This window comes from Oceanisphaera marina, assembly GCF_014643915.1.
In the GTDB taxonomy this organism is placed as follows: Bacteria; Pseudomonadota; Gammaproteobacteria; order Enterobacterales; family Aeromonadaceae; genus Oceanimonas; species Oceanimonas marina.
The window spans coordinates 32,904-51,809 of sequence record NZ_BMKE01000011.1 but is presented as its reverse complement, the minus strand read 5'-3'; the positions used below and the strand labels follow the sequence as shown (position 1 = coordinate 51,809).

The following is an 18,906-nucleotide window of genomic DNA, read 5'->3' as shown; positions in this document are numbered from 1 at the left end:
ACGTTAGTCCTGATCGCGTTTGCGGGGCGCACTGCCCAGGTGATGGGTTTTTAAATCATAGCGCTCTTTAATCACGTCTTTGATGGTGCCGTCCCACAACTTGATACCCACAAAATAACCGGCTCTTGCCAGCACGTGAGCCGCCACCGGCGCCGTGACTATCACGAACACCACCATGGCCATGGCTCGCACCACCAGGCTGGTGTTCTCACTGTAAAACACCGCAAAACCACAGGCCATCAAGCCAATGCCCAGGGCACCCGCCTTACTGGTGGCATGCATGCGCGTCAGCAAATCGGGCATACGAATAATGCCGATGCCCGACAGCAGCATCAAAAAAGCACCGAGTAGCAGCAACAGGCTGGTGATGATTTCAGTCATCATGGCGCTGACCTCCCCGTTCCAGATAGCGGGCAAAGCCCACCGCCGTCATAAAGGACGTGAGTGCCAGCACCAATGCTACATCTATCAATTGCGGCACGTCGTAGCTGATGCTGTACAGCATAATAAATCCCACCGTCATGGAGGCAATCACTTCCAGCGCCACCACCCTATCGGGCAAGGTCGGGCCACGCAACAACCTGATTGTCGCCAGCACCAGCCCTATGCTCAGAAAAATAAAAGACAATGTAATCGAAATATCAAGCATGGCTTACCTCAACAAATTCAGTACGCGGGCCTCCAGGGCCTTGAGCTCTGCCAACTGGCGACCTTCATCATCCAGATACATCAGATGCACATACAACACCTTGCGATCACTGGACACATCCAGCGCCAGCGAGCCCGGGGTAACGGTAATCAAATTGGCAAACATGGTAATGCCGGCTTCATCTTTGATATCCAGCGGAATGGCGATCACGCCAGGCCGCATCAGGTGAGTGGGCGTGAGTACATCGTAGGCCACCCGCGCATTGGCTTTGGTCAAGTCCCAGAGAAAAAACAGGATGAAACTGATGATCTTGGGAAGCTTGCCAAAATAGTTGGCAAACGCTGGCTTGTCGCGAGCCACGTAGGCCAGCACCAGATAACTCAGCAGCATGCCTGCGGCCAGGTTACCTATGTTGTAGTTACCCGATAAAATGACCCAGAACAGGGCCAGTAACATGTTCCAGCCAAAGGCCTTCATGGACTCACTCCTAATACCGCCTCGATGTAACCACTTGGCGTTAACAGCTGCTCTGCGGTATCCAGAGCCAACTGTACAAACCACTCGGCACCAAAGCCGATGGTCAGTGTCATCAGCGCCAGTGTGGCCACGGGTAAATACAGCACATAGCGATTGGGATCACTCTCACCACGCAGCGGTTTTGCCTCTTCCGGCAAGGGTTTCCAGAATGCTTCCGCCCATATCTTGACCATGGAATACAGCGTTAGCAAACCCACAATCAGGGCAATGGCCACCATCCACCAGGCCCCCGCCTCCACACCGGCCTTGATCACGGTATATTTGGCAAAGAAACCCGATAACGGCGGCAGTCCCGCCAGCGACATGGCCGGTACAAGAAACAGCAACGCCAGCCAGGGGGCGGAGCGATACAGGCCGCCCAGACGCGCCAGATCGTAACTGCCATGATAGCGATACATGATGCCGCTGATCAGAAACAGATTCGTTTTCACTATGATGTGGTGAAAAATATAGAAAACACCGCCGGCAATAGCCAAAGGCGTAAACAGCGCCAGCCCCACCAGCATGTAGCCAATCTGACTCACGATGTGAAAAGACAGAATGCGCCGTACTTCAAACTGTGCCGCCGCCCCCAATACCCCGGTCAACATGGTGAAAATGCCCATGCCCATCAGAATATGGTGGTGAGTGAGACTGATGTCCTGCACAAAAATCAGGCTGAACACCCGATACAGGGCATAAACCCCTACCTTGGTCAGCAAGCCGGCAAATACCGCCGAAATCGCCACCGGTGGCGTGTGATAGGAAGCCGGAAGCCAGAAGAACAGGGGAAACGCCGCCGCCTTGATGCCAAACGCCACCAGAAACAGCATGGCAATCACGGTGACCAGCCCGGGCTGGTCGCTATTGCCGAGCTTGAGCGCCAAGTCTGCCATATTCAGGGTGCCGGCATAGCCATACAGCAGGCCCACGGCCGTTAAAAACAGCGCAGACGATAACAGGTTGAGGGTCACGTATTTGAGTGCCCCTTCCATCTGCGCCCGCTCGCCGCCCAGTATCATAAGGCCAAACGAGGCCACCAGCATGATCTCGAACCAGACATACAGGTTGAAGATATCACCGGTCAGGAAGGCCCCGACTACCCCGGCCAGCATCAGATGCAGCAAGGGATAATAGCCAAAGGCTTCATGGCTGCGGCTCATGGTCGCCAGCGAATAAATGGCCACACTCAAGCCAATGATACCGGTCACCAGTACCATGATGGCGCTCAGTAAATCGGCCACCAGGGTAATGCCGTAAGGGGCAGACCAGTTGCCCATGTACGCCACCAGAATGCCCTGCTCGCGTACCTGCATAAACAGATAAATACCCGCCAGCAACAGGCCCGAGCCGGACAATACCGACAACCAGCGCTGGGCTTGTCGAGAACGCCAGCACGCCAGGGTAAGCGCACCGGCCAGCATGGGGATAAAGATAGGTAAAATAACGGCTATATTCACAAGTCGGTGCTCTTCATTTCGTTCATGTCATCGGCACCTATCACTTCGTAGGCTCGGTGAATCAACACCACAGCGAAGGCGAGTACCCCAAAGCTGATAACGATGGCGGTCAGGATCAATGCCTGCGGTAAAGGGTCTGCCATGGCGGCCGTGGCCAGCTCCATGCCATCGGGGATCAGCGGCGGTGCTCCACGGACCAGGCCACCTCCGGTCAGGATCAGCAGGTTGGCGGCATTTGACAGAATCATCAGCCCGATCACCAATTTAACAATGCTGCGCCTGAGCATCATGAACAAGGCGGTGGCGTAAAGACCGCCAATCACAAAAGCGAACAGGTTTTCCATTATTCCTCTCCCTTGTCCAGCGACAGTAATATGGTTGAAACCACGCCGATCACCACCAAATAGACGCCAATATCAAACACCAATGGCGTACTAATCGCTAAATCGCCAATACCCGGTGCATAAAAGCTACCCCACTGGCTGGTTAAAAAAGGCTGACCACCAAATACCACTCCAACCATGCCACTGAGCAATGCCAATATGAGTCCTACGCCCATCAGCAACTGACTTTCTACCTTCAACAACTTCTTGGTGCTACGGGCATCAAAAGCAAACAGATGCAGGGCGAAGGCGCTGGAGGCCACCAGACCGGCAATAAAGCCCCCGCCGGGTTCGTTGTGCCCGCGCAGCAGCAAAAAAATGGAAAACAGCAATAACAGCGGCACCAGCATACGGGTGGCAGTTTGCAGAATGAGGGAAGTATCGGTTCTCATTGTTCTGCCTCCCCGCGAAAGCGGATCATGGCGTTCACCCCAATGGCGGCCAGAGCCAGCACAAAGATTTCACCTAGTGTGTCCAGCGCCCGAAAGTCCACCAGAATAACGTTCACTATGTTGCGCCCGTGGGCCATGACGTAACTGTTGGCCACCAGATATTCGCTGATACCTTCACCCGGCAGGGACAACTGATTGACGGTCAGCAGCATCATGGTCACCAGTATCCCGAAGGCTCCGGCCACTATGGCATCACGCCAGCGCACCAGAGGACCCGACAACTCCTGAAATCCGGGCAGTCGGAACAGCACCAGCACCAGCATGATCACGGTCAGGGTCTCGACCAGCACCTGGGTAATAGCCAGATCCGGTGCACTGAAAAACACATAGACCATGGTCATGGCAAAGCCCAGAGCTCCCAGCGCCGCCACCGACCCCAGACGCAATGGCGTTACGCAGGCATAAACCACCGCCACTATCATGAGCAGCGCTATTACCACCTCGTAGAAACGCACATCTGCAAACGAGAGCGAATAAACAAAGGCATCTTCAAACCAGAATACATAGGTTAACAACCCAATCGTGGTCAGCAATATGGTGAGGATATAATTGGCCATATAGCCGTTTTGCAGTACGCGAGTCTGGGTTTTGGCCAGCCATACCAGGCCGTCCATCATACGTTCATAGCCACGCTCTGGACCATAGGCAAACGGATGCATGGCGTTCGAAAGCGGCTCGAGAATATGTTGCCAGTAGCGATACAAGAGCCCACCACACACCAGAGCCACCCCGCTCAGCAGCAGGGGCAGATTGATGCCATGCCACAGGGCGAGCTGCAGCTCGTCACCCGTACCACCATGTACGGCGGTGACCGCTACCTGCAATAAAGGGGTAATCAAACCCGGCATCAGGCCGAACACCAGGCTCACCACCGCCAGCACCGAGAAGCCGAGTCGCATTGCCCAGTGTGCTTCTTCCGGTGTCTTGGGAGTTGACGTCAGGGCGCCATAAAAAGGCTTGATGGCCACCAGCGCACTGGCCGCCACTATGCCAATAGCGGTGATCACGCACAGCACGATCAACAAACCGGACAACACGGGCGAACCCAGCGCGGCAATGAACATCAGCTCTTTGGCAATAAAACCAAACAGGGGAGGAATGCCCGCCAATGACAGTGCGGCAATGGTAATAAACAGCGCCGTGTACGGCATGAGTTTGCGCAACCCACCCAGATCACGTACATCCTTGGTGCCGGTGGCATAATCCAGGGTGCCCGCCGCCATAAAGAGCGCGCCTTTATAAAGTGCATGGGCCAGCAAAAACACCATGGCTGCTTCCAGCGCCTGGGGGGTACCAATGCCAATCAGCATGGTCAGAGTGCCCAGCGCCATCACGGTAGAAAAGGCCAGAATACGTTTGAGATCCGTGCTGCACACCGCCATCAGGGCACCCAGGGTCATGGTGACGCCACCAAACAAGGTCAGCGTGAGCATCCAGGCTTCACTGCCCGCCATCATGGGCTGCAGCCGCGCCATCAGGTAGATACCGGCTTTCACCATGGTGGCCGAGTGCAGGTAGGCACTAACCGGGGTCGGTGCCGCCATGGCGTTGGGCAACCAGAAGTGAAACGGCGTTTGTGCCGACTTGGTAAAGGCGCCCAGCAGGATTAACACCATCATCGCCAGAAACAGCGGATGCGCTTGTATATCGGGCTTAGAGGAAAGTAGCTCGCTCAGCTCGAAGCTGCCCCCTATGTAGCCCAGCATAATCAGGCCGGTCATCAGGGCCAGTCCACCGCCAGCCGTAATAAAAAAGCCCTGCAAGGCCGCCTTGCGGGCTTTTTCATGCTCGTGGTTAAAGCCGATCAGCAGATAAGAGGTGAAACTGGTCAATTCCCAGAACACAAACAAGGCAATCAGGTTGCTCGATAATACCAACCCCAGCATGGCCGCCATAAACGCCAGCAGATACATCAGCAGTTTGTGGATATCTTTATGGCCCTGCAGATAGCGGCCGGCATAAATAAAAATAAAAGTGCCAATACCGGTGATCAGCAGAGCAAACATCAGACTAAGGCCGTCGACCATGAAGCTGAGATTGATATTCAGGCTCGGGATCCAGCGATAACTGTACAACAGGGTTTCGCCGGCAGTAATGGCTGGCCAGAAGCTTGCAAAATAAACGAACAATGCCGCAGGCAGCACAGACAGGCACCAGCCGATCCTGTCTCCCATCAAGGAGGATAATCGCGGCACCAGCAGGGCGAGAATAAAGCCGGCAATAACGGCAACAAGCATAGAAAGACGTCTCCTTTCCTTGCCTGTTCAGGCAATAGAATAAGCTAAAGAATAAGGGAGAGATGGCACAGTGCGCAGGCTATAGTATGGAATTATTTCGATGACTTTTCAGAAAGTTAATCGATTATTTTTGAATTATTATGCTGCCAGATACTACAAGTCACCCTGATAAAACGCAAGCAGAGCCCGGCTTTTGACTCTGCTTCTCCCTTTAATTGAGACCCTGCTCAACATGCGCACTGCTTGAAAATGCGAACGGGATCAGAATGCAAAGAAGTGCTCAACCGGCCCTCGCCCCTGACCGATGCGCAAACAACTGCCGGCCAGAATCGCCTGATCGATGTACCGCTTGGCGCGTGCCACGGCTTCTTCCATGTTGAACCCCTGTCCCAGATAGCAGGCCAGCGCCGCCGACAAGGTGCAACCCGTACCGTGGGTGTTACCCGTCATCACTCTGGGGGTGTCAAAACAGCGCACCTGGTTATCGCTTAACAACCAGTCGGGGCTGCGTGACTCCTGTTGTAGAAAACCGCCTTTCAGCAACACGGCGGCACAGTCCAGCTGGCCCAGACCGGTAAACAGGGATTCGACTTCATCCAGCCGCTTTGGCAAAGCGGCACCCAGCAGCGCCGCCGCTTCGGGCAGGTTGGGCGTGATTACGTCTGCCAGCGGCAGTAGTTCTTCACGCAGGCAATTAACCGCCTCTTCTGCCAGCAGCATGTCACCGTTGGCGGTAACCATCACCGGATCCACCACCAAATGCGCTGGACGATAACGGCGCAACGCCGCCGCTACGGTACGAATGGTCTCGCTGTCACCCAGCATACCCACCTTGACGGCGGACACGGATAAATCGCTGAATACCGCGTCCAGCTGCGCTTGAATCATGGCTTGCGGGGTGGGATGCACCGCGGTCACGCCCTGGGTGTTTTGTGCGGTTAATGCCGTAATCACCGAGCAGGCATAGCCGCCGGTGGCCGAGATGGCTTTAATGTCGGCTTGAATACCGGCACCACCACCGCTATCAGATCCGGCAATAGTCAGCACTATGGGTTTTTGCTTCTTTGCATCTTGATGGGGCATTTCATTGGCTCCTTCAGGCGAAGAAACCACTGGCAAACTGGCGCTTACCCGTTAGTTTCCTACGCCAGTATTAACTGGATCAGGTACAGCGGGTCCGGTATACACCGTCTCAGCACTTGGGTTCTCGACCAAGGCTCCCCGACTAACAATCATTCGATAATAGCGAGCTAGACCCCGAAAGGAAAGCTGGAAGCCATCAGCCTTAAGATGGAAGTAAAACCAGCGGGGCAAAGCAGCAGACATAAAAAAACACCGGGCCAGCAGACCCGGTGTTTTTTCTTCAACTGACAGCTGAAAGCTTACCGCTGACGGCTGCTGTTAATGCGCCTGATCCCAGTTGTCGCCTTCGCCGGCTTCCACCAGCAGCGGCACATCCAGACTGGCGGCATGCTGCATGAGATCACAGATTTGCTGCTTGAAGTCCGCCACCTTGTCTTCACGGATTTCAAATACCAGTTCATCGTGTACCTGCATCAGCATCCGTACTTCGCCCTCTGCTTGCCGGGGCAGCCAGTCAGCCACCTTGATCATCGCCTTTTTGATGATATCCGCGGCCGTACCCTGCATGGGCGCGTTGATGGCGGCACGTTCGGCGCCTTTGCGACGGGCACCGTTTTTGGCGTTGATTTCGGGCAGGTACAGGCGGCGACCAAACAGGGTAGACACATAACCTTTTTCTGCCGCCAGGGCACGGGTGTCTTCCATGTATTTCAGCACCCCAGGGTAGCGCTCGAAATAAATATCCATATAAGCCTGAGATTCATGACGCGGAATACCCAGCTGGCGCGACAAGCCAAAGGCACTCATGCCATAAATAAGGCCGAAGTTGATGGCCTTGGCGCGACGACGTTGCTCCATGGTGACCTGTTCCAGTGGCACGCTAAATACTTCGGCGGCGGTGGCCTTGTGAATGTCGAGCCCTTGCGAAAAGGCCTCCAACAGGCCTTTATCCTTGGAGAGATGCGCCATGATGCGCAGCTCGATTTGCGAGTAATCCGCCGCCACCAGCTTGTAGCCGGGTGCCGCCACAAACGCCTGACGAATGCGTCGCCCTTCCGGGGTACGAATGGGAATGTTCTGCAGGTTGGGATCCGACGACGACAAACGACCGGTGGCTGCATTCGCCTGATGGTACGAGGTGTGAATGCGCCCACTGTGCTCGTTCACCATCAGCGGCAGTTTATCGGTATAGGTCGATTTCAGCTTGCTCAGGCCCCGATATTCCATCAATAACTTGGGCAGTGGATAATCCAGCGCCAGCTCTTGCAGTACTTCTTCTGCGGTCGAGGGTGCGCCCTTGGGCGTTTTCTTCAGCACCGGCAGCGCAAGCTTGGTAAACAGTATTTCACCCAGCTGCTTGGGCGAGCTCAGGTTGAAGGGTTCGCCCGCCAGCTCGTGAGCCTCCAGCTCCAATTCTTTGAGTCGCTTGGCAATTTCTTCGCTCTGCACCGCCAGCAGTTGGCTGTCTATCTTGACGCCCGTGTATTCCATTTCCGCCAGAATCGGCACCAGCGGCATTTCAATCTCGGTAAACACCGATTGCAGTTCGGGATCTGCACCCAGTTGCTCGGCCAGATAATGGTGCAAACGCAGCGTGATGTCCGCATCTTCGGCGGCATAAAATGCGGCTTGTTCCAGCGGGATCTGGTTAAAGGTCAGCTGCTTGGCACCCTTGCCGGCAATAGATTCAAATGAGGTGGTGGCATGATCCAGAAAGAATTTGGCCATGCTGTCCATGTCGTGCCGAGTCTGCACCGAATTCAGCACATAGGACTCCAGCATGGTATCCAGCCCGATGCCGCGCATGTGAATATTGTGGTTTTTCAGTACGTTGGCATCGTATTTCAGATTCTGACCCAGCTTTATCGGCTGTTCCGCTTCCAGCAAGGGCGCCAGGGCCGCCAATACGGTGGCTTCGCTCAGCTGTTCGGGCGCGTCCAGATAGTCATGGCCAAAGGGCACATAGGCCGCTTCGCCCGGCGTAATGGCAAACGACACGCCGACCACCCGGGCATCACGATAATTCAGGCTGGTGGTTTCGGTATCAAAGGCAAAATAAGGGGCCTTGGCCAGTCGCGCTACCCACTCCTGCAACTGCGCTTCAGTCAATATGGTGTGATAGTCCACCGCCATGGCCGGGGTTGCAGGTTTGGCAACCTCAGCAGCTTCGCCAGGCTCCAGCTCTTCCAGCAGATTGCGAAATTCAAACTCGCGATACAAGGCTTTGAGAGCTTCGGTATCCGGGGGCGTCTGCTGTAAATCTGCCGGCCCCCAGGCCAGATCGACATCGGTTTTAATGGTGGCCAGCTCGTAAGACAACTCGACCATGGCCTGATGTTCTACAAACTTGGCGGCAAAGCTTTTGGCGCCCCGAAAGCCCAGATCGGCGATTTTGTCGGTATTGGCGGCGATCTGCTTGATGGATCCCAGCCCCTGCAACAAGGCGAGAGCCGTTTTTTCGCCCACGCCGGGCATACCCGGAATGTTGTCGACCTTATCGCCCACCAACGCCAGCAGATCGATAATCAACTCGGGCGGCACACCGAATTTTTCGGTTACGCCGTCCCGATCCATAAAGGTATTTTTCATGGTGTCCATCAGCAGCACATGATCCGACACCAGTTGCGCCATGTCTTTGTCACCTGTGCTGATCACTACATCCAGCTGCTGCTCGGTTGCCTGACGGGCCAGGGTGCCAATCACATCATCCGCTTCCACTCCGCTTTCGATCAACAGCGGCAAGCCCATGGCTTTAATGATGTTGTGGATCGGCTCTACCTGGCTGCGCAAATCGTCCGGCATGGAGGGCCGCTGCGCCTTATACTCAGCATAAAGATCATCACGAAAGGTCTTGCCCTTGGCATCAAATACCACTGTTACCCGCGAGTCGGGAAACTGTTTGTGCAGGCTGCGGATCATATTGGTGACCACACGAATGGCCCCGGTTGGGCGGCCGTCGCTGGTGCGTAGATCGGCTTGCAGGGAAGCAAAATAGGCACGATACAAATAGGAAGATCCATCAACTAGGATCAGCGGCTTGGAAGGAATGGCAACCATGGTGTCGTTCTCGTTAATACGTTGGCCGCTAGCATGCCACAGCCTGGCTTTAGACACCACGGCAGCGCCATTCAGCCCTGTGGATAACTCTGTGCAAAGGCGATCATAGCAAGATCTTGATCTTATTTATTATTTTATATATATCAATAGGTTATGATTTTATTTGTGATCGCTAATTAAGATCTTGCAATGTGGAAAATCTTTCTTGTCTCGGTTCTGCATAAAGATCCAGCGAAATAAATGCTAGCATGATGCTAACGGTTTGTTTAATGAGCATTCGCAGAATATGCGCATAGCAATAAGGAGATGAATATGAAGAAAGTTGCCGTTATCTTGAGCGGCTGCGGCGTCTATGATGGTGCAGAGATTCATGAAGCCGTGTTATGCCTGTTGCACCTGGCCAGACAAGGCGCCCGTTACCAGTGTTTTGCCCCCGACAAGCCTCAACGTCAGGTCATCAATCACATCACTGGTGAAGAAGAGCAATCCAGTAGCCGCAATGTACTGGCGGAAGCTGCCCGCATCGCGCGCGGTGACATCAAACCGCTAACCGAGCTGCAAGCTGCAGACTTTGATGCCCTGCTGCTGCCGGGAGGCTTTGGGGTGGCCAAAAACCTGTGCGATTTTGCCGTTCAGGGCGCAAACACTCAGCTTGATGCCGAGGTGCTGGCGGTATGCAAAGCCTTTGCTGCCGCGCGCAAACCTGCCGGATATTGCTGTATTTCGCCGGTATTGATTCCTCGGGTTTACCCTGCGGGCGTAAAAGGCACCATAGGCACCGAAGCCGCAGTAGCTGAAGCCTTTACCGCCATGGGCGGCGAGCATATTGGCTGCGCGGTCACAGACGTGGTGGAAGACAGTCGTTATCAGGTTATTTCTACTCCCGCCTACATGCTGGCGAAAACCATTACCGAGGCCGACACCGGCATTGGCAAACTGGTTAAACGACTGCTGGAAATGTAAATAAAAAAAGGCCGGCATAAGCCGGCCTAAAACTCTGGAAGCAATGTGAGCAATGTCGCGCCTTCGAAACCCATCTCCACATACTGCGTAATCGAATACGGTGGGAGCTATTTCCCGAAAGCAAGGTAACGATAATTGTTATCATTACTAATTGCAACTGTGTCACTCGCTTTTATTGTTTATTTTTTCTCTTGCGGTTGCTCATCACGGCTGGACTACACTGGATGGGATAACAGCTGGAGGGAACCTGATGAACAAACAAGGGCTATGGGCATTAATCTTGCTGCCCAGCATGGTGTTTGCCGATGAAACAGCCGAGACCCACACCGAAATCAAGCAGGCGATAACCGCCGGTACCCAGGCCTATGAGGCCGGTGAACTGTCACAGGCAGCAACGCAATTCGACTATGTGGCGACCTTGATCCGCCAATTACAGGCTGGCGAACTGGGCAATTTATTTCCCGACCCCTTGGCTGGTTGGCAGGCGGAAGAGGTAGAGAGCCAGGCGGGGTCGGCGGCGTTTTTTGGCGGCGGCATCAATGCCTCGCGCAGCTACCGTAAAGATGGCGGGCGGTTGGAAATCAGCATCACCAAAGACTCGCCACTGCTGCAAACCATGGGCATGCTGTTTACCAACCCCAGCATGGCCACCATGGGGGGCTACAAGGTCAAGCGCATCAAAGGACACACCGCCATGGTAAAAAGCGAGGGCAACAGCCAGGAGCTGCAAATGATGGTGGCCAACCGCATTCTGATCCAGATCGCCGGTCGAGGCGTGGGCGAAGACGACCTCAAGGCCTATGCCGAAGCACTGGACATTGAGGCCATCACCCGACTTTAGGCCCTGGACGTTTGCGCTTGTACACTTACTCCGGCCTCGCCAATGAACTTGCTGCTTAGATACTTAAGCAGCAAGCCATAGGCTGGCACAAACAACACCAGACTGAACAGCAATTTAACGCCGTAGTCGATCCAGGCAATTTCAACCCAGTGCTGCGCCATAAAGGGATCTGGCGAGCGATAAAATGCCAGGCTGAAGAACACCAGGGTATCCACCAGATTACCGAAAATAGTCGAACAGGTCGGTGCCACCCACCAGGCCTTGATTTGTCGCAGCCGGTTAAAGACAGATACATCCATGATCTGTCCCAGCACATAAGCCATAAAACTGGCCAGCGCAATGCGGGCAACAAACAGGTTGAATTCGGACAAGGCCGCCAGGCCTTGATATTTTGCTTCAAAAAACAGCACCGACAGCACATAGGAGCTGGCCAGTGCCGGCAGCATCACCAGCAGAATAATGCGTCTGGCCATGGCGGCGCCAAAGATACGTACCGTGAGATCGGTGGCCAGATAAATAAACGGAAAGCTCAGCGCTCCCCAGGTGGTATGAAAACCGAACAGCGTAAAGGGCAGCTGCACCAGATAGTTGCTGGCGGCAATAATAGCGACGTGAAACAACGCCAGCCGCAACAGGGCGGTGCGATATTGTTGGGGTGAAATAACCATGATTTACCTTTTTGATTAATGGGGTTAGGGAACCCATTCCGGAAACGGCGCCTAGTATAACCAGCCGCGCGACATTGACAACTGCTTTATTTTTAATCAATACCGGAATGTGTGCGCCGCTATGCTACCCTTTCGATGCACATTTGTCTTTATTTGAAAGTAAATTCCAGAGCCGGGCGCCAAATACATTCAACCCCAATCCCAGCATCACCAACAGAGCACCGGCCCATTGGATAGACGTAAGGTGCTCATCCAGCAGCCACACCGCCGAGCTGAGTCCCACCACAGGTACCAAGAGTGAAAAAGGCGCGACCATACCGGTAGGGTAACGCTGCAACAAACGGCTCCAGAGCCCATAGCCCAGCAAGGTGGCCACGAAAGCCAGATACACCAGCGCCAGCAGCGTATGGCTGCCAATATGGCGTAAGGCGTCAGCTATTTGTTCCGGTCCTTCCAGCCACAGCGACAACCCCAAAAATGGCAGCGGCGGCACCAGGTTTCCCCATACGATAAGACCAATCAAATTCACCCGGCCGATTTTCTTGGTCACTATATTGCCCAATGCCCACATGGCTGACGCAGCCAGTGTCAGACCCAGGCCCAGCATGGTCATGGTGCCATCACCGCCCCGGCCGATCACCGCCAACCCGGCGGCGGCAATCAGCAGACCAGCCAGATGCACGGGTCTGATTTTCTCACCCAGCAATACCGCGGCAAACAGCAGGCTGAAAAAAGCTTGTGATTGCAGCACCAGAGACGCAAGCCCGGCCGGCATGCCATTGGCCATGGCGTAGAACAGAAAGGCAAACTGGCCCAATGATATGGTACCGCCATAAGCTATCAACCAGCGCCAGGGCACAGCGGGCCGCTTGACCAGCAGCACGGCAGGAAAGGCCACCAGAGTGAACCGCAGCGCCCCCAGCAACATGGGCGGCACGCCCTCCAGGCCCGCGAGGATGACGACAAAGTTCATGCCCCATACGCCGATAACCACCAATGCCAATAGAATGTCTTTCGGCGCCATAGTGAGCCTTCCTGTTTAAGTCATGTCGTCGGCTTTAAACCATCCATCAGCTATCGGCCACAGAAAATACCGTCTCTTGTAAACACTGCCCTTAATTGACAGCGGCCGAAGACTGGTTCCACCGCAGGGTTAGCCAATCGGCTACCTCTTGATCCGCAGCACTCAATGGCTGCAGCCAGGCGCAATCGGCATAATGCTGAAAGCACAAAAATACCCGGCTGCCCTCAAAGTCCAATAACCATTGATGGTAGTCGGCGCCCTGCTCTCGCTCTATCAGTTCCAGATCCAGTTCGGCTATCAGCCCCTCGGCCCACTCGGGAAAGCCGTTAAAGGTCAGTGGTTTCGTGGTGTTTAGCATAGTGGTGGTCGATAACATTGCATCACTCATGTGGATAGAGATGGTCATACGCCTTAAGCCGTACGCTGTCAGTCAAAGACAATCGGTGTTGTTCTTTAACGTATGGCGCAAGATTCATCAGGAGCTACAGGAAATAGATAAAGACCCGGCCCAGGCAGGGGCCGGCATGGCATAAGCATTGAATTCCGGCTGCTCGTCAAAGGGGCGAGCCAACAACATTAACAGGGTGTCGGCCTCACTCATATCGCCCTGCTCTGCCTGCTCTATGGCCTGTTGCGCCAGATGATTGCGCAGTATGTACTTGGGATTGACGGCGTTCATCCGCCGTACTTTTTCGGCCTGAGGAGTACCTTCTTGTGCCAGCCGCGTCTGATAACGGGCAAACCAGTCCGCCCAGGCAGCAGCGTCGCTTAGCAGAATCTGCACATCTGCGGGTATTTCTCCCGACGGAGTCAGGCCCGCCAAACGGCGGAACCAGCAGCTATAATCCACTGCTTGCGCCGCCATCAGGGTAAACATATCGCGAAACAATGCCGGATCCTGATCTTCCCACCCTGTCAGCCCCAGCTTTTGGCGCATGCCTTCGGAATAGGCAGACATTAACTGGTGTTCGTATTTCCCCAGCGCCTGCTGCAGCGCCTCGATGTCAATCACGCCCGACAAGGCCTGAGCCAGACGCTGCAGGTTCCAGTAACCCACCGCCGGTTGCTGATCGTAGGCATAGCGACCACCGTGATCCGAGTGATTGCAGATATGGTCGGGATCATAAGCATCCAGAAAACCGTAGGGGCCATAATCCAGCGTCAGGCCCAGCATCGACATATTGTCGGTGTTGAGCACACCGTGACAAAACCCCACCAGTTGCCACTGGGCGATCAGGGTGGCGGTTTTTTCCACCACGCGCTCAAACAGGGCAGCATAACCGGCGGCGTCTTTATCAAGATCAGACCATTGAGTATCAATCAGATAGTTCAGCAAGGCAGGGATATGCTCGGTTTTACCGCTGTAATAAAAATACTCGAAATGACCAAAACGCAAGTGACTGTGTGCCGCCCGCAATAAACCGGCGCCCGGCTCGACCTGCTCGCGATATACAGGCTCTTTACTGCCCACCAGCGCCAGCGCACGGGTGGTCGCTATGCCCAGGTGATGCATGGCTTCCGAGGCCAGATATTCGCGCAGCGAAGAGCGCAACACGGCTCGGCCATCGCCAAAACGGGAGTAAGGCGTTTTGCCGGCTCCCTTGAGGTGCAGATCCCAGCGCTGGCCATCGGGGGCAACCACTTCGCCCAGTAACATGGCACGACCATCCCCCAACTGCGGACTAAAGCCGCCAAACTGGTGGCCTGCATAAACCTGGGCAAAGGGCGTCATGTCGCTGGGCAACCAGTGGCCACTCACCAAATCGCGCCACTGAGACTCAGACAACGACATTCCCAGCTCATCGGCCAGATTCGGGTTCAACAACAGTAGCCTGGGCGATAGCAAGGGCGCGGGTTGTACTGCTGTGCCGGCCCAATCAAACTGAGCATATCGATTATCCAAGCGCATGTTTTTGTCCTCTTGCCGTTAACTGTATTTTATTTTTGGCCGTGCCTTACTTTATACTGCCGCAGCGAAATAAATAGCGATTCCTGATTATTGGGGCAATTAGCTCGAACCGGCCAGCATGTTTGTTCTCTTCGGCCTGCATCCAGTCATCAGCGACCGTTATTCATCTTGGAAGCAATCTACTTATACCACTAATAATAACGGAGTTTTGCCATGAAAAAACTGATGACAGCCGCCGCTGCCCTTGCCCTGCTCAGCGCCCCCGCCTTTGCTGCCGGCAATGCCGACGCTGGTAAAGCCAAGTCTGCGGTATGTGCAGCCTGCCACGGCGCAGAAGGTATTTCTGCCATGGATATCTATCCTAACCTGGCCGGCCAGAAAGAAGGCTACCTGGTAAGCCAGCTGCAGCATTTTCGCGATGGCCAGCGTAACAACCCGATTATGGCCCCCATGGCCAAGCCGTTATCCGATGAAGACATTGCCGATTTAGCTGCTTACTACAGCAGCCTGTAAGATCCGCTGCAAGCCGCCAGCGGTAAGCAAACAGCCATAGACTGCTGTAAGCTTGCCGCTGGCGGCTTTTTTATGGGTGTTGTTGGCGTAACAGTGCCAGAAAGGCCGCGCCATAGCGCTCCAGCTTGCGCGCACCCACACCGTTAATGCTAAGCAATTCGGCTTCTGTTTTTGGCCGGTAACGCGCCAGTTCGGTGAGTGTGGCGTCACTGAACACCACATACGGCGGCACATCTGCCTCATCGGCCAGTTGCTTGCGCAATTGGCGCAGCGCCTGAAACAAGGACTTGTCTTCGGCTCGCGTCAGTACCGCTTCGCCTTTATCCTTCTGTTTTACCTGCACCAGTCTCGGTTCTGCCAACTCCAGGCTCACTTCACCCCGCAAGACCGGCCGCGCCGCCTCGGTCAACTGCAAGACCATGTTACGGGTGATGTTCTGGCTGAGCAAGCCACTGTGAATCAGCTGGCGGATCACGCTGACCCAATGTTCCTGACTCTGGTCTTTGCCAAGACCATAAGTAGTGAGTTTATCGTGGCCGTGCTCGCGAATGCGCTGGGTAACGGCACCGCGCAATACCTCCACCACATAGATAACCCCAAAACTCTGCCCCACCCGATACACACAGGACAGTGCCTTTTGCGCATCCTGGGTTCCGTCGTAACGCTTGGGGGGATCCAGACAAACATCGCAGTTGCCACAAGGCTCGCGCTGATATTCACCAAAGTAGTTGAGCAGCACCTGGCGCCGGCACGTCAGCGACTCGGCAAAGGCGGCCATCACATTCAGCTTGTACAACTCGACTTGTACCTGCTTGGCGTTTTCGCTGTTTTCCAGCAGGCGCCGTACTCGACCTACATCACCCGGATCGTACAGCAACAAGGCTTCGGCAGGCAGGCCATCACGCCCACCGCGGCCGGTTTCCTGATAGTAGGATTCGATATTTTTCGGAATGTCGTAGTGCACCACATAGCGTACGTTGGGCTTGTCGATACCCATGCCAAAGGCCACCGTGGCCACCACTATATCGAGATCGTCACGAATAAAACGCTCTTGCACCGATTGGCGCAACTCCAGAGGCAGACCCGCATGATAACTGGCGGCTTTATGACCGCGGCTCAGCAAGCGCTCGGCCACTTCTTCTACCCGCTTGCGACTGGAGCAATACACGATACCGCATAGCCCCTGCTGTTCCGACACATAACGCAGCAGCTGATCGATGCCTTTGAATTTATCGACCAGGGTGTAGCGAATATTGGGGCGATCGAAGCTGGCGATGTGAATCAGCGGGTCGGTCAAATTAAGCCGGCTCAGCATATCTTGCCGGGTGGCCTCATCGGCAGTGGCGGTGAGCGCCATCACCGGAATATCAGGAAACCACTGTTTTAACCGGCCAAGCAATGCGTATTCGGGTCTGAAGTCATGACCCCACTGCGAAATACAGTGCGCCTCATCGATGGCGAACAGGCCCAGCTCCAGCTCGCCCAACCGCTCCATGAACTCCTGCTGCAAGAGCCGCTCCGGCGATACATACACCAGTTTTACTTCACCGCGGCGCATGGCCGTAAAATGGCGGTGCATCACCTCGCGACTCAGCGAGCTGTTGATATAGACAGCCGCCACCCCGTTGGCCACCAGGGTATCGACTTGATCCTTCATCAAGGAGATCAAGGGCGAGACCACTATGGTGAGCCCTGGGCGCAGCAAGGCTGGAATTTGATAACAAATGGACTTGCCGCCGCCGGTCGGTTTGATCACCAGGGCATCGCGTCCGGCAATCACCGTCTCTATGATTTCCTGCTGACCGTCACGAAAGCTCTGATAGCCAAACACCTGCTGCAATACCGCCAACGGGGTATCGGGAATGGGTACGGAACCAGCTTGTTCGGTTATGGGAGTCATGTCAGCCTGCAAGAGAAAAGCGGACCCGCATTGTAAAGCAGGGGCCACAAACAATAAACCTGACCGTGCTCGTGCACATGGTGCGCAAGAACCTACCACACTCAAAAAGCACGGTTTATTGCTGGTCACTCTTGGCGATACATAGTTACACTGTATTTTTATTTTATCGTCAGACTTTTATCATGGAAAAAGACCAGGCCACGCAAGGGGCCGTATTTGCGCTGGGCGCTTACACGCTATGGGGCATAGCGCCCATGTATTTCAAACAGCTAACCCAGGTGCCTGCTTACGAAATTTTGACCCACAGGGTGATCTGGTCTTTTTTGTTATTGTTGGCGCTGCTCAGCATGCTCAAGCTTTGGCCCAGAGTGCGGGCGATATTGCGCCAGCCCAGATATTTGGCGCTGCTGACCTTGTCATCCTGCATTATTGGTTTGAATTGGCTGGTGTTTATATGGGCGGTCAATAACAACCACATGCTGGATGCCAGCCTGGGCTATTATATTAATCCGCTGTTCAATATCGTGCTGGCGATGCTGTTTTTGGGCGAACGTTTTCGGCCGGTGCAATGGGTTGCCGTGGCGCTGGCCGCCAGTGGTGTGGTCATACAATTGGTGGTGTTTGGCAGCTTGCCCTGGGTGGCATTGGTGCTGGCCATTTCGTTTGGTTTTTACGGCCTGATCCGTAAAAAGGTACCGGTCGACCCGGTGACCGGTTTAATGCTGGAAACATTGGTTTTGTTGCCGTTGGCCGCGATTTACCTGTTTGGTTTTGCCGAGAGTGCCAGCAGCCAGATGAGCACAAACACGCTGAATACCAATTTATGGCTGATTTCCGCCGGCATAGTAACCACGGCGCCTTTGTTATTGTTTGCGGGGGCAGCCAAGCGGCTCAGGCTATCCACACTGGGCTTTTTTCAATATATCGGCCCCAGCCTGATGTTTTTACTGGCAGTAGTCATTTACGACGAACCCTTTACCCAGGATAAAGTCATTACCTTCGCCCTGATTTGGCTATCTCTGGTCATTTATAGCTGGGATGGGATAAAACAACGACGAAGAACGGCGATAAGCCGACAGTCGGTCTCTTAGTTACAAATCAGCCTAGAGCTCAGAGACAACTGGGTAGCCTCTTCCGACACGCTAAACTGCATCCATGCGACGCTCAGCACATGACGTCCGACCGCCAAGGATGGTGGGAGTGTCAGCATTGCAGGAGGTAAACCGGCACCCAATAAAAAACACCGAGCCT

18 protein-coding genes and 1 riboswitch are annotated in these 18,906 nt (G+C 54.5%); of the genes, 4 read left to right on the top strand and 14 right to left on the bottom strand.

Going from position 1 to position 18,906, the window contains the following annotated elements:
• Window positions 1-3: 3 nt before the first annotated feature.
• The 9 genes from mnhG to polA form a co-directional block, all read right to left on the bottom strand.
• Window positions 4-384: a monovalent cation/H(+) antiporter subunit G gene (mnhG, locus tag IEW52_RS08230; RefSeq protein WP_229667858.1), complete on the bottom strand. Its 381-nt coding sequence runs from the start codon at window positions 382-384 to the stop codon at window positions 4-6.
• Window positions 374-649 (bottom strand): MrpF/PhaF family protein, encoded by a 276-nt coding sequence (locus IEW52_RS08225; RefSeq protein ID WP_188629587.1) that lies wholly within the window; start codon window positions 647-649, stop codon window positions 374-376. Before IEW52_RS08225 ends, mnhG begins: the two co-directional genes overlap by 11 nt.
• 3 nt (window positions 650-652) lie before the next feature.
• Window positions 653-1,126 carry a Na+/H+ antiporter subunit E gene (locus IEW52_RS08220; RefSeq protein ID WP_188629586.1) on the bottom strand — a complete coding sequence of 158 codons (474 nt, stop codon included), beginning with the start codon at window positions 1,124-1,126 and terminating at the stop codon, window positions 653-655.
• On the bottom strand, window positions 1,123-2,625 hold the full coding sequence (locus tag IEW52_RS08215; RefSeq protein WP_188629585.1) for a Na+/H+ antiporter subunit D: 1,503 nt from the start codon (window positions 2,623-2,625) through the stop codon (window positions 1,123-1,125). Before IEW52_RS08215 ends, IEW52_RS08220 begins: the two co-directional genes overlap by 4 nt.
• Window positions 2,622-2,969, bottom strand: coding sequence for a Na+/H+ antiporter subunit C (locus IEW52_RS08210; protein ID WP_188629584.1), 348 nt, complete (start codon window positions 2,967-2,969; stop codon window positions 2,622-2,624). Before IEW52_RS08210 ends, IEW52_RS08215 begins: the two co-directional genes overlap by 4 nt.
• Window positions 2,969-3,400, bottom strand: a complete 432-nt coding sequence (locus IEW52_RS08205; protein ID WP_188629583.1) for a Na+/H+ antiporter subunit B — start codon at window positions 3,398-3,400, stop codon at window positions 2,969-2,971. The genes IEW52_RS08210 and IEW52_RS08205 overlap by 1 nt, the downstream gene beginning before the upstream one ends.
• Window positions 3,397-5,697: a putative monovalent cation/H+ antiporter subunit A gene (locus IEW52_RS08200; protein ID WP_188629582.1), complete on the bottom strand. Its 2,301-nt coding sequence runs from the start codon at window positions 5,695-5,697 to the stop codon at window positions 3,397-3,399. Before IEW52_RS08200 ends, IEW52_RS08205 begins: the two co-directional genes overlap by 4 nt.
• Window positions 5,698-5,958: 261 nt before the next feature.
• Window positions 5,959-6,780: a bifunctional hydroxymethylpyrimidine kinase/phosphomethylpyrimidine kinase gene (gene thiD / locus IEW52_RS08195; protein WP_188629581.1), complete on the bottom strand. Its 822-nt coding sequence runs from the start codon at window positions 6,778-6,780 to the stop codon at window positions 5,959-5,961.
• A gap of 39 nt (window positions 6,781-6,819) precedes the next feature.
• A riboswitch (TPP riboswitch) is annotated at window positions 6,820-6,931 on the bottom strand.
• 167 nt (window positions 6,932-7,098) lie between these two features.
• Complete coding sequence (gene polA, locus IEW52_RS08190; RefSeq protein WP_188629637.1) at window positions 7,099-9,837, bottom strand: DNA polymerase I; 2,739 nt, start codon at window positions 9,835-9,837, stop codon at window positions 7,099-7,101.
• 312 nt (window positions 9,838-10,149) lie between these two features.
• On the opposite strand from polA, the gene elbB reads away from it, so the two are divergent.
• Together elbB and IEW52_RS08180 are read left to right on the top strand one after the other, a co-directional pair.
• A complete protein-coding gene (gene elbB, locus IEW52_RS08185) occupies window positions 10,150-10,800 on the top strand; it encodes an isoprenoid biosynthesis glyoxalase ElbB (protein ID WP_188629580.1) in 651 nt (216 codons plus the stop codon).
• Window positions 10,801-11,050: 250 nt separating this feature from the next.
• Window positions 11,051-11,641, top strand: coding sequence for a hypothetical protein (locus tag IEW52_RS08180; RefSeq protein WP_188629579.1), 591 nt, complete (start codon window positions 11,051-11,053; stop codon window positions 11,639-11,641).
• Here the strand turns inward: IEW52_RS08180 and IEW52_RS08175 are convergent.
• The 4 genes from IEW52_RS08175 to IEW52_RS08160 form a co-directional block, all read right to left on the bottom strand.
• Complete coding sequence (locus tag IEW52_RS08175; protein WP_188629578.1) at window positions 11,638-12,309, bottom strand: 7-cyano-7-deazaguanine/7-aminomethyl-7-deazaguanine transporter; 672 nt, start codon at window positions 12,307-12,309, stop codon at window positions 11,638-11,640. The two genes, IEW52_RS08180 and IEW52_RS08175, sit on opposite strands and share 4 nt — an antisense overlap.
• Window positions 12,310-12,433: 124 nt before the next feature.
• Window positions 12,434-13,333, bottom strand: a complete 900-nt coding sequence (locus IEW52_RS08170) for an EamA family transporter (RefSeq protein WP_188629577.1) — start codon at window positions 13,331-13,333, stop codon at window positions 12,434-12,436.
• 91 nt (window positions 13,334-13,424) lie between these two features.
• Window positions 13,425-13,691: a DUF3630 family protein gene (locus IEW52_RS08165; RefSeq protein WP_188629576.1), complete on the bottom strand. Its 267-nt coding sequence runs from the start codon at window positions 13,689-13,691 to the stop codon at window positions 13,425-13,427.
• A gap of 117 nt (window positions 13,692-13,808) precedes the next feature.
• Complete coding sequence (locus tag IEW52_RS08160) at window positions 13,809-15,242, bottom strand: protein adenylyltransferase SelO (RefSeq protein ID WP_188629575.1); 1,434 nt, start codon at window positions 15,240-15,242, stop codon at window positions 13,809-13,811.
• A gap of 213 nt (window positions 15,243-15,455) precedes the next feature.
• On the opposite strand from IEW52_RS08160, the gene IEW52_RS08155 reads away from it, so the two are divergent.
• Window positions 15,456-15,755: a c-type cytochrome gene (locus tag IEW52_RS08155; RefSeq protein ID WP_188629574.1), complete on the top strand. Its 300-nt coding sequence runs from the start codon at window positions 15,456-15,458 to the stop codon at window positions 15,753-15,755.
• Window positions 15,756-15,825: 70 nt separating this feature from the next.
• Here IEW52_RS08155 and recQ read toward each other — a convergent pair whose 3' ends face one another.
• Window positions 15,826-17,655, bottom strand: a complete 1,830-nt coding sequence (gene recQ / locus IEW52_RS08150; protein WP_188629573.1) for a DNA helicase RecQ — start codon at window positions 17,653-17,655, stop codon at window positions 15,826-15,828.
• A gap of 182 nt (window positions 17,656-17,837) precedes the next feature.
• Between recQ and rarD the strand changes: the two genes are divergently transcribed.
• Entirely contained in the window at window positions 17,838-18,746 is a 909-nt protein-coding gene (gene rarD / locus IEW52_RS08145) for an EamA family transporter RarD (RefSeq protein ID WP_188629572.1), read from the top strand.
• Window positions 18,747-18,906 lie beyond the last annotated feature (160 nt).

Bases quoted from the DNA above. Each gene is read 5' to 3' on its own strand.
- polA (WP_188629637.1), bottom strand. From the start codon at position 9,837: ATGGTTGCCATTCCTTCCAAGCCGCTGATCCTAGTTGATGGATCTTCC.
- IEW52_RS08205 (WP_188629583.1), bottom strand. From the start codon at position 3,400: ATGAGAACCGATACTTCCCTCATTCTGCAAACTGCCACCCGTATGCTG.
- IEW52_RS08155 (WP_188629574.1), top strand. From the start codon at position 15,456: ATGAAAAAACTGATGACAGCCGCCGCTGCCCTTGCCCTGCTCAGCGCC.
- IEW52_RS08160 (WP_188629575.1), bottom strand. From the start codon at position 15,242: ATGCGCTTGGATAATCGATATGCTCAGTTTGATTGGGCCGGCACAGCA.
- IEW52_RS08210 (WP_188629584.1), bottom strand. From the start codon at position 2,969: ATGGAAAACCTGTTCGCTTTTGTGATTGGCGGTCTTTACGCCACCGCC.
- thiD (WP_188629581.1), bottom strand. From the start codon at position 6,780: ATGCCCCATCAAGATGCAAAGAAGCAAAAACCCATAGTGCTGACTATT.
- IEW52_RS08220 (WP_188629586.1), bottom strand. From the start codon at position 1,126: ATGAAGGCCTTTGGCTGGAACATGTTACTGGCCCTGTTCTGGGTCATT.
- IEW52_RS08175 (WP_188629578.1), bottom strand. From the start codon at position 12,309: ATGGTTATTTCACCCCAACAATATCGCACCGCCCTGTTGCGGCTGGCG.
- recQ (WP_188629573.1), bottom strand. From the start codon at position 17,655: ATGACTCCCATAACCGAACAAGCTGGTTCCGTACCCATTCCCGATACC.
- IEW52_RS08170 (WP_188629577.1), bottom strand. From the start codon at position 13,333: ATGGCGCCGAAAGACATTCTATTGGCATTGGTGGTTATCGGCGTATGG.
- rarD (WP_188629572.1), top strand. From the start codon at position 17,838: ATGGAAAAAGACCAGGCCACGCAAGGGGCCGTATTTGCGCTGGGCGCT.
- elbB (WP_188629580.1), top strand. From the start codon at position 10,150: ATGAAGAAAGTTGCCGTTATCTTGAGCGGCTGCGGCGTCTATGATGGT.
- IEW52_RS08225 (WP_188629587.1), bottom strand. From the start codon at position 649: ATGCTTGATATTTCGATTACATTGTCTTTTATTTTTCTGAGCATAGGG.
- IEW52_RS08200 (WP_188629582.1), bottom strand. From the start codon at position 5,697: ATGCTTGTTGCCGTTATTGCCGGCTTTATTCTCGCCCTGCTGGTGCCG.
- IEW52_RS08165 (WP_188629576.1), bottom strand. From the start codon at position 13,691: ATGCTAAACACCACGAAACCACTGACCTTTAACGGCTTTCCCGAGTGG.
- IEW52_RS08180 (WP_188629579.1), top strand. From the start codon at position 11,051: ATGAACAAACAAGGGCTATGGGCATTAATCTTGCTGCCCAGCATGGTG.
- mnhG (WP_229667858.1), bottom strand. From the start codon at position 384: ATGATGACTGAAATCATCACCAGCCTGTTGCTGCTACTCGGTGCTTTT.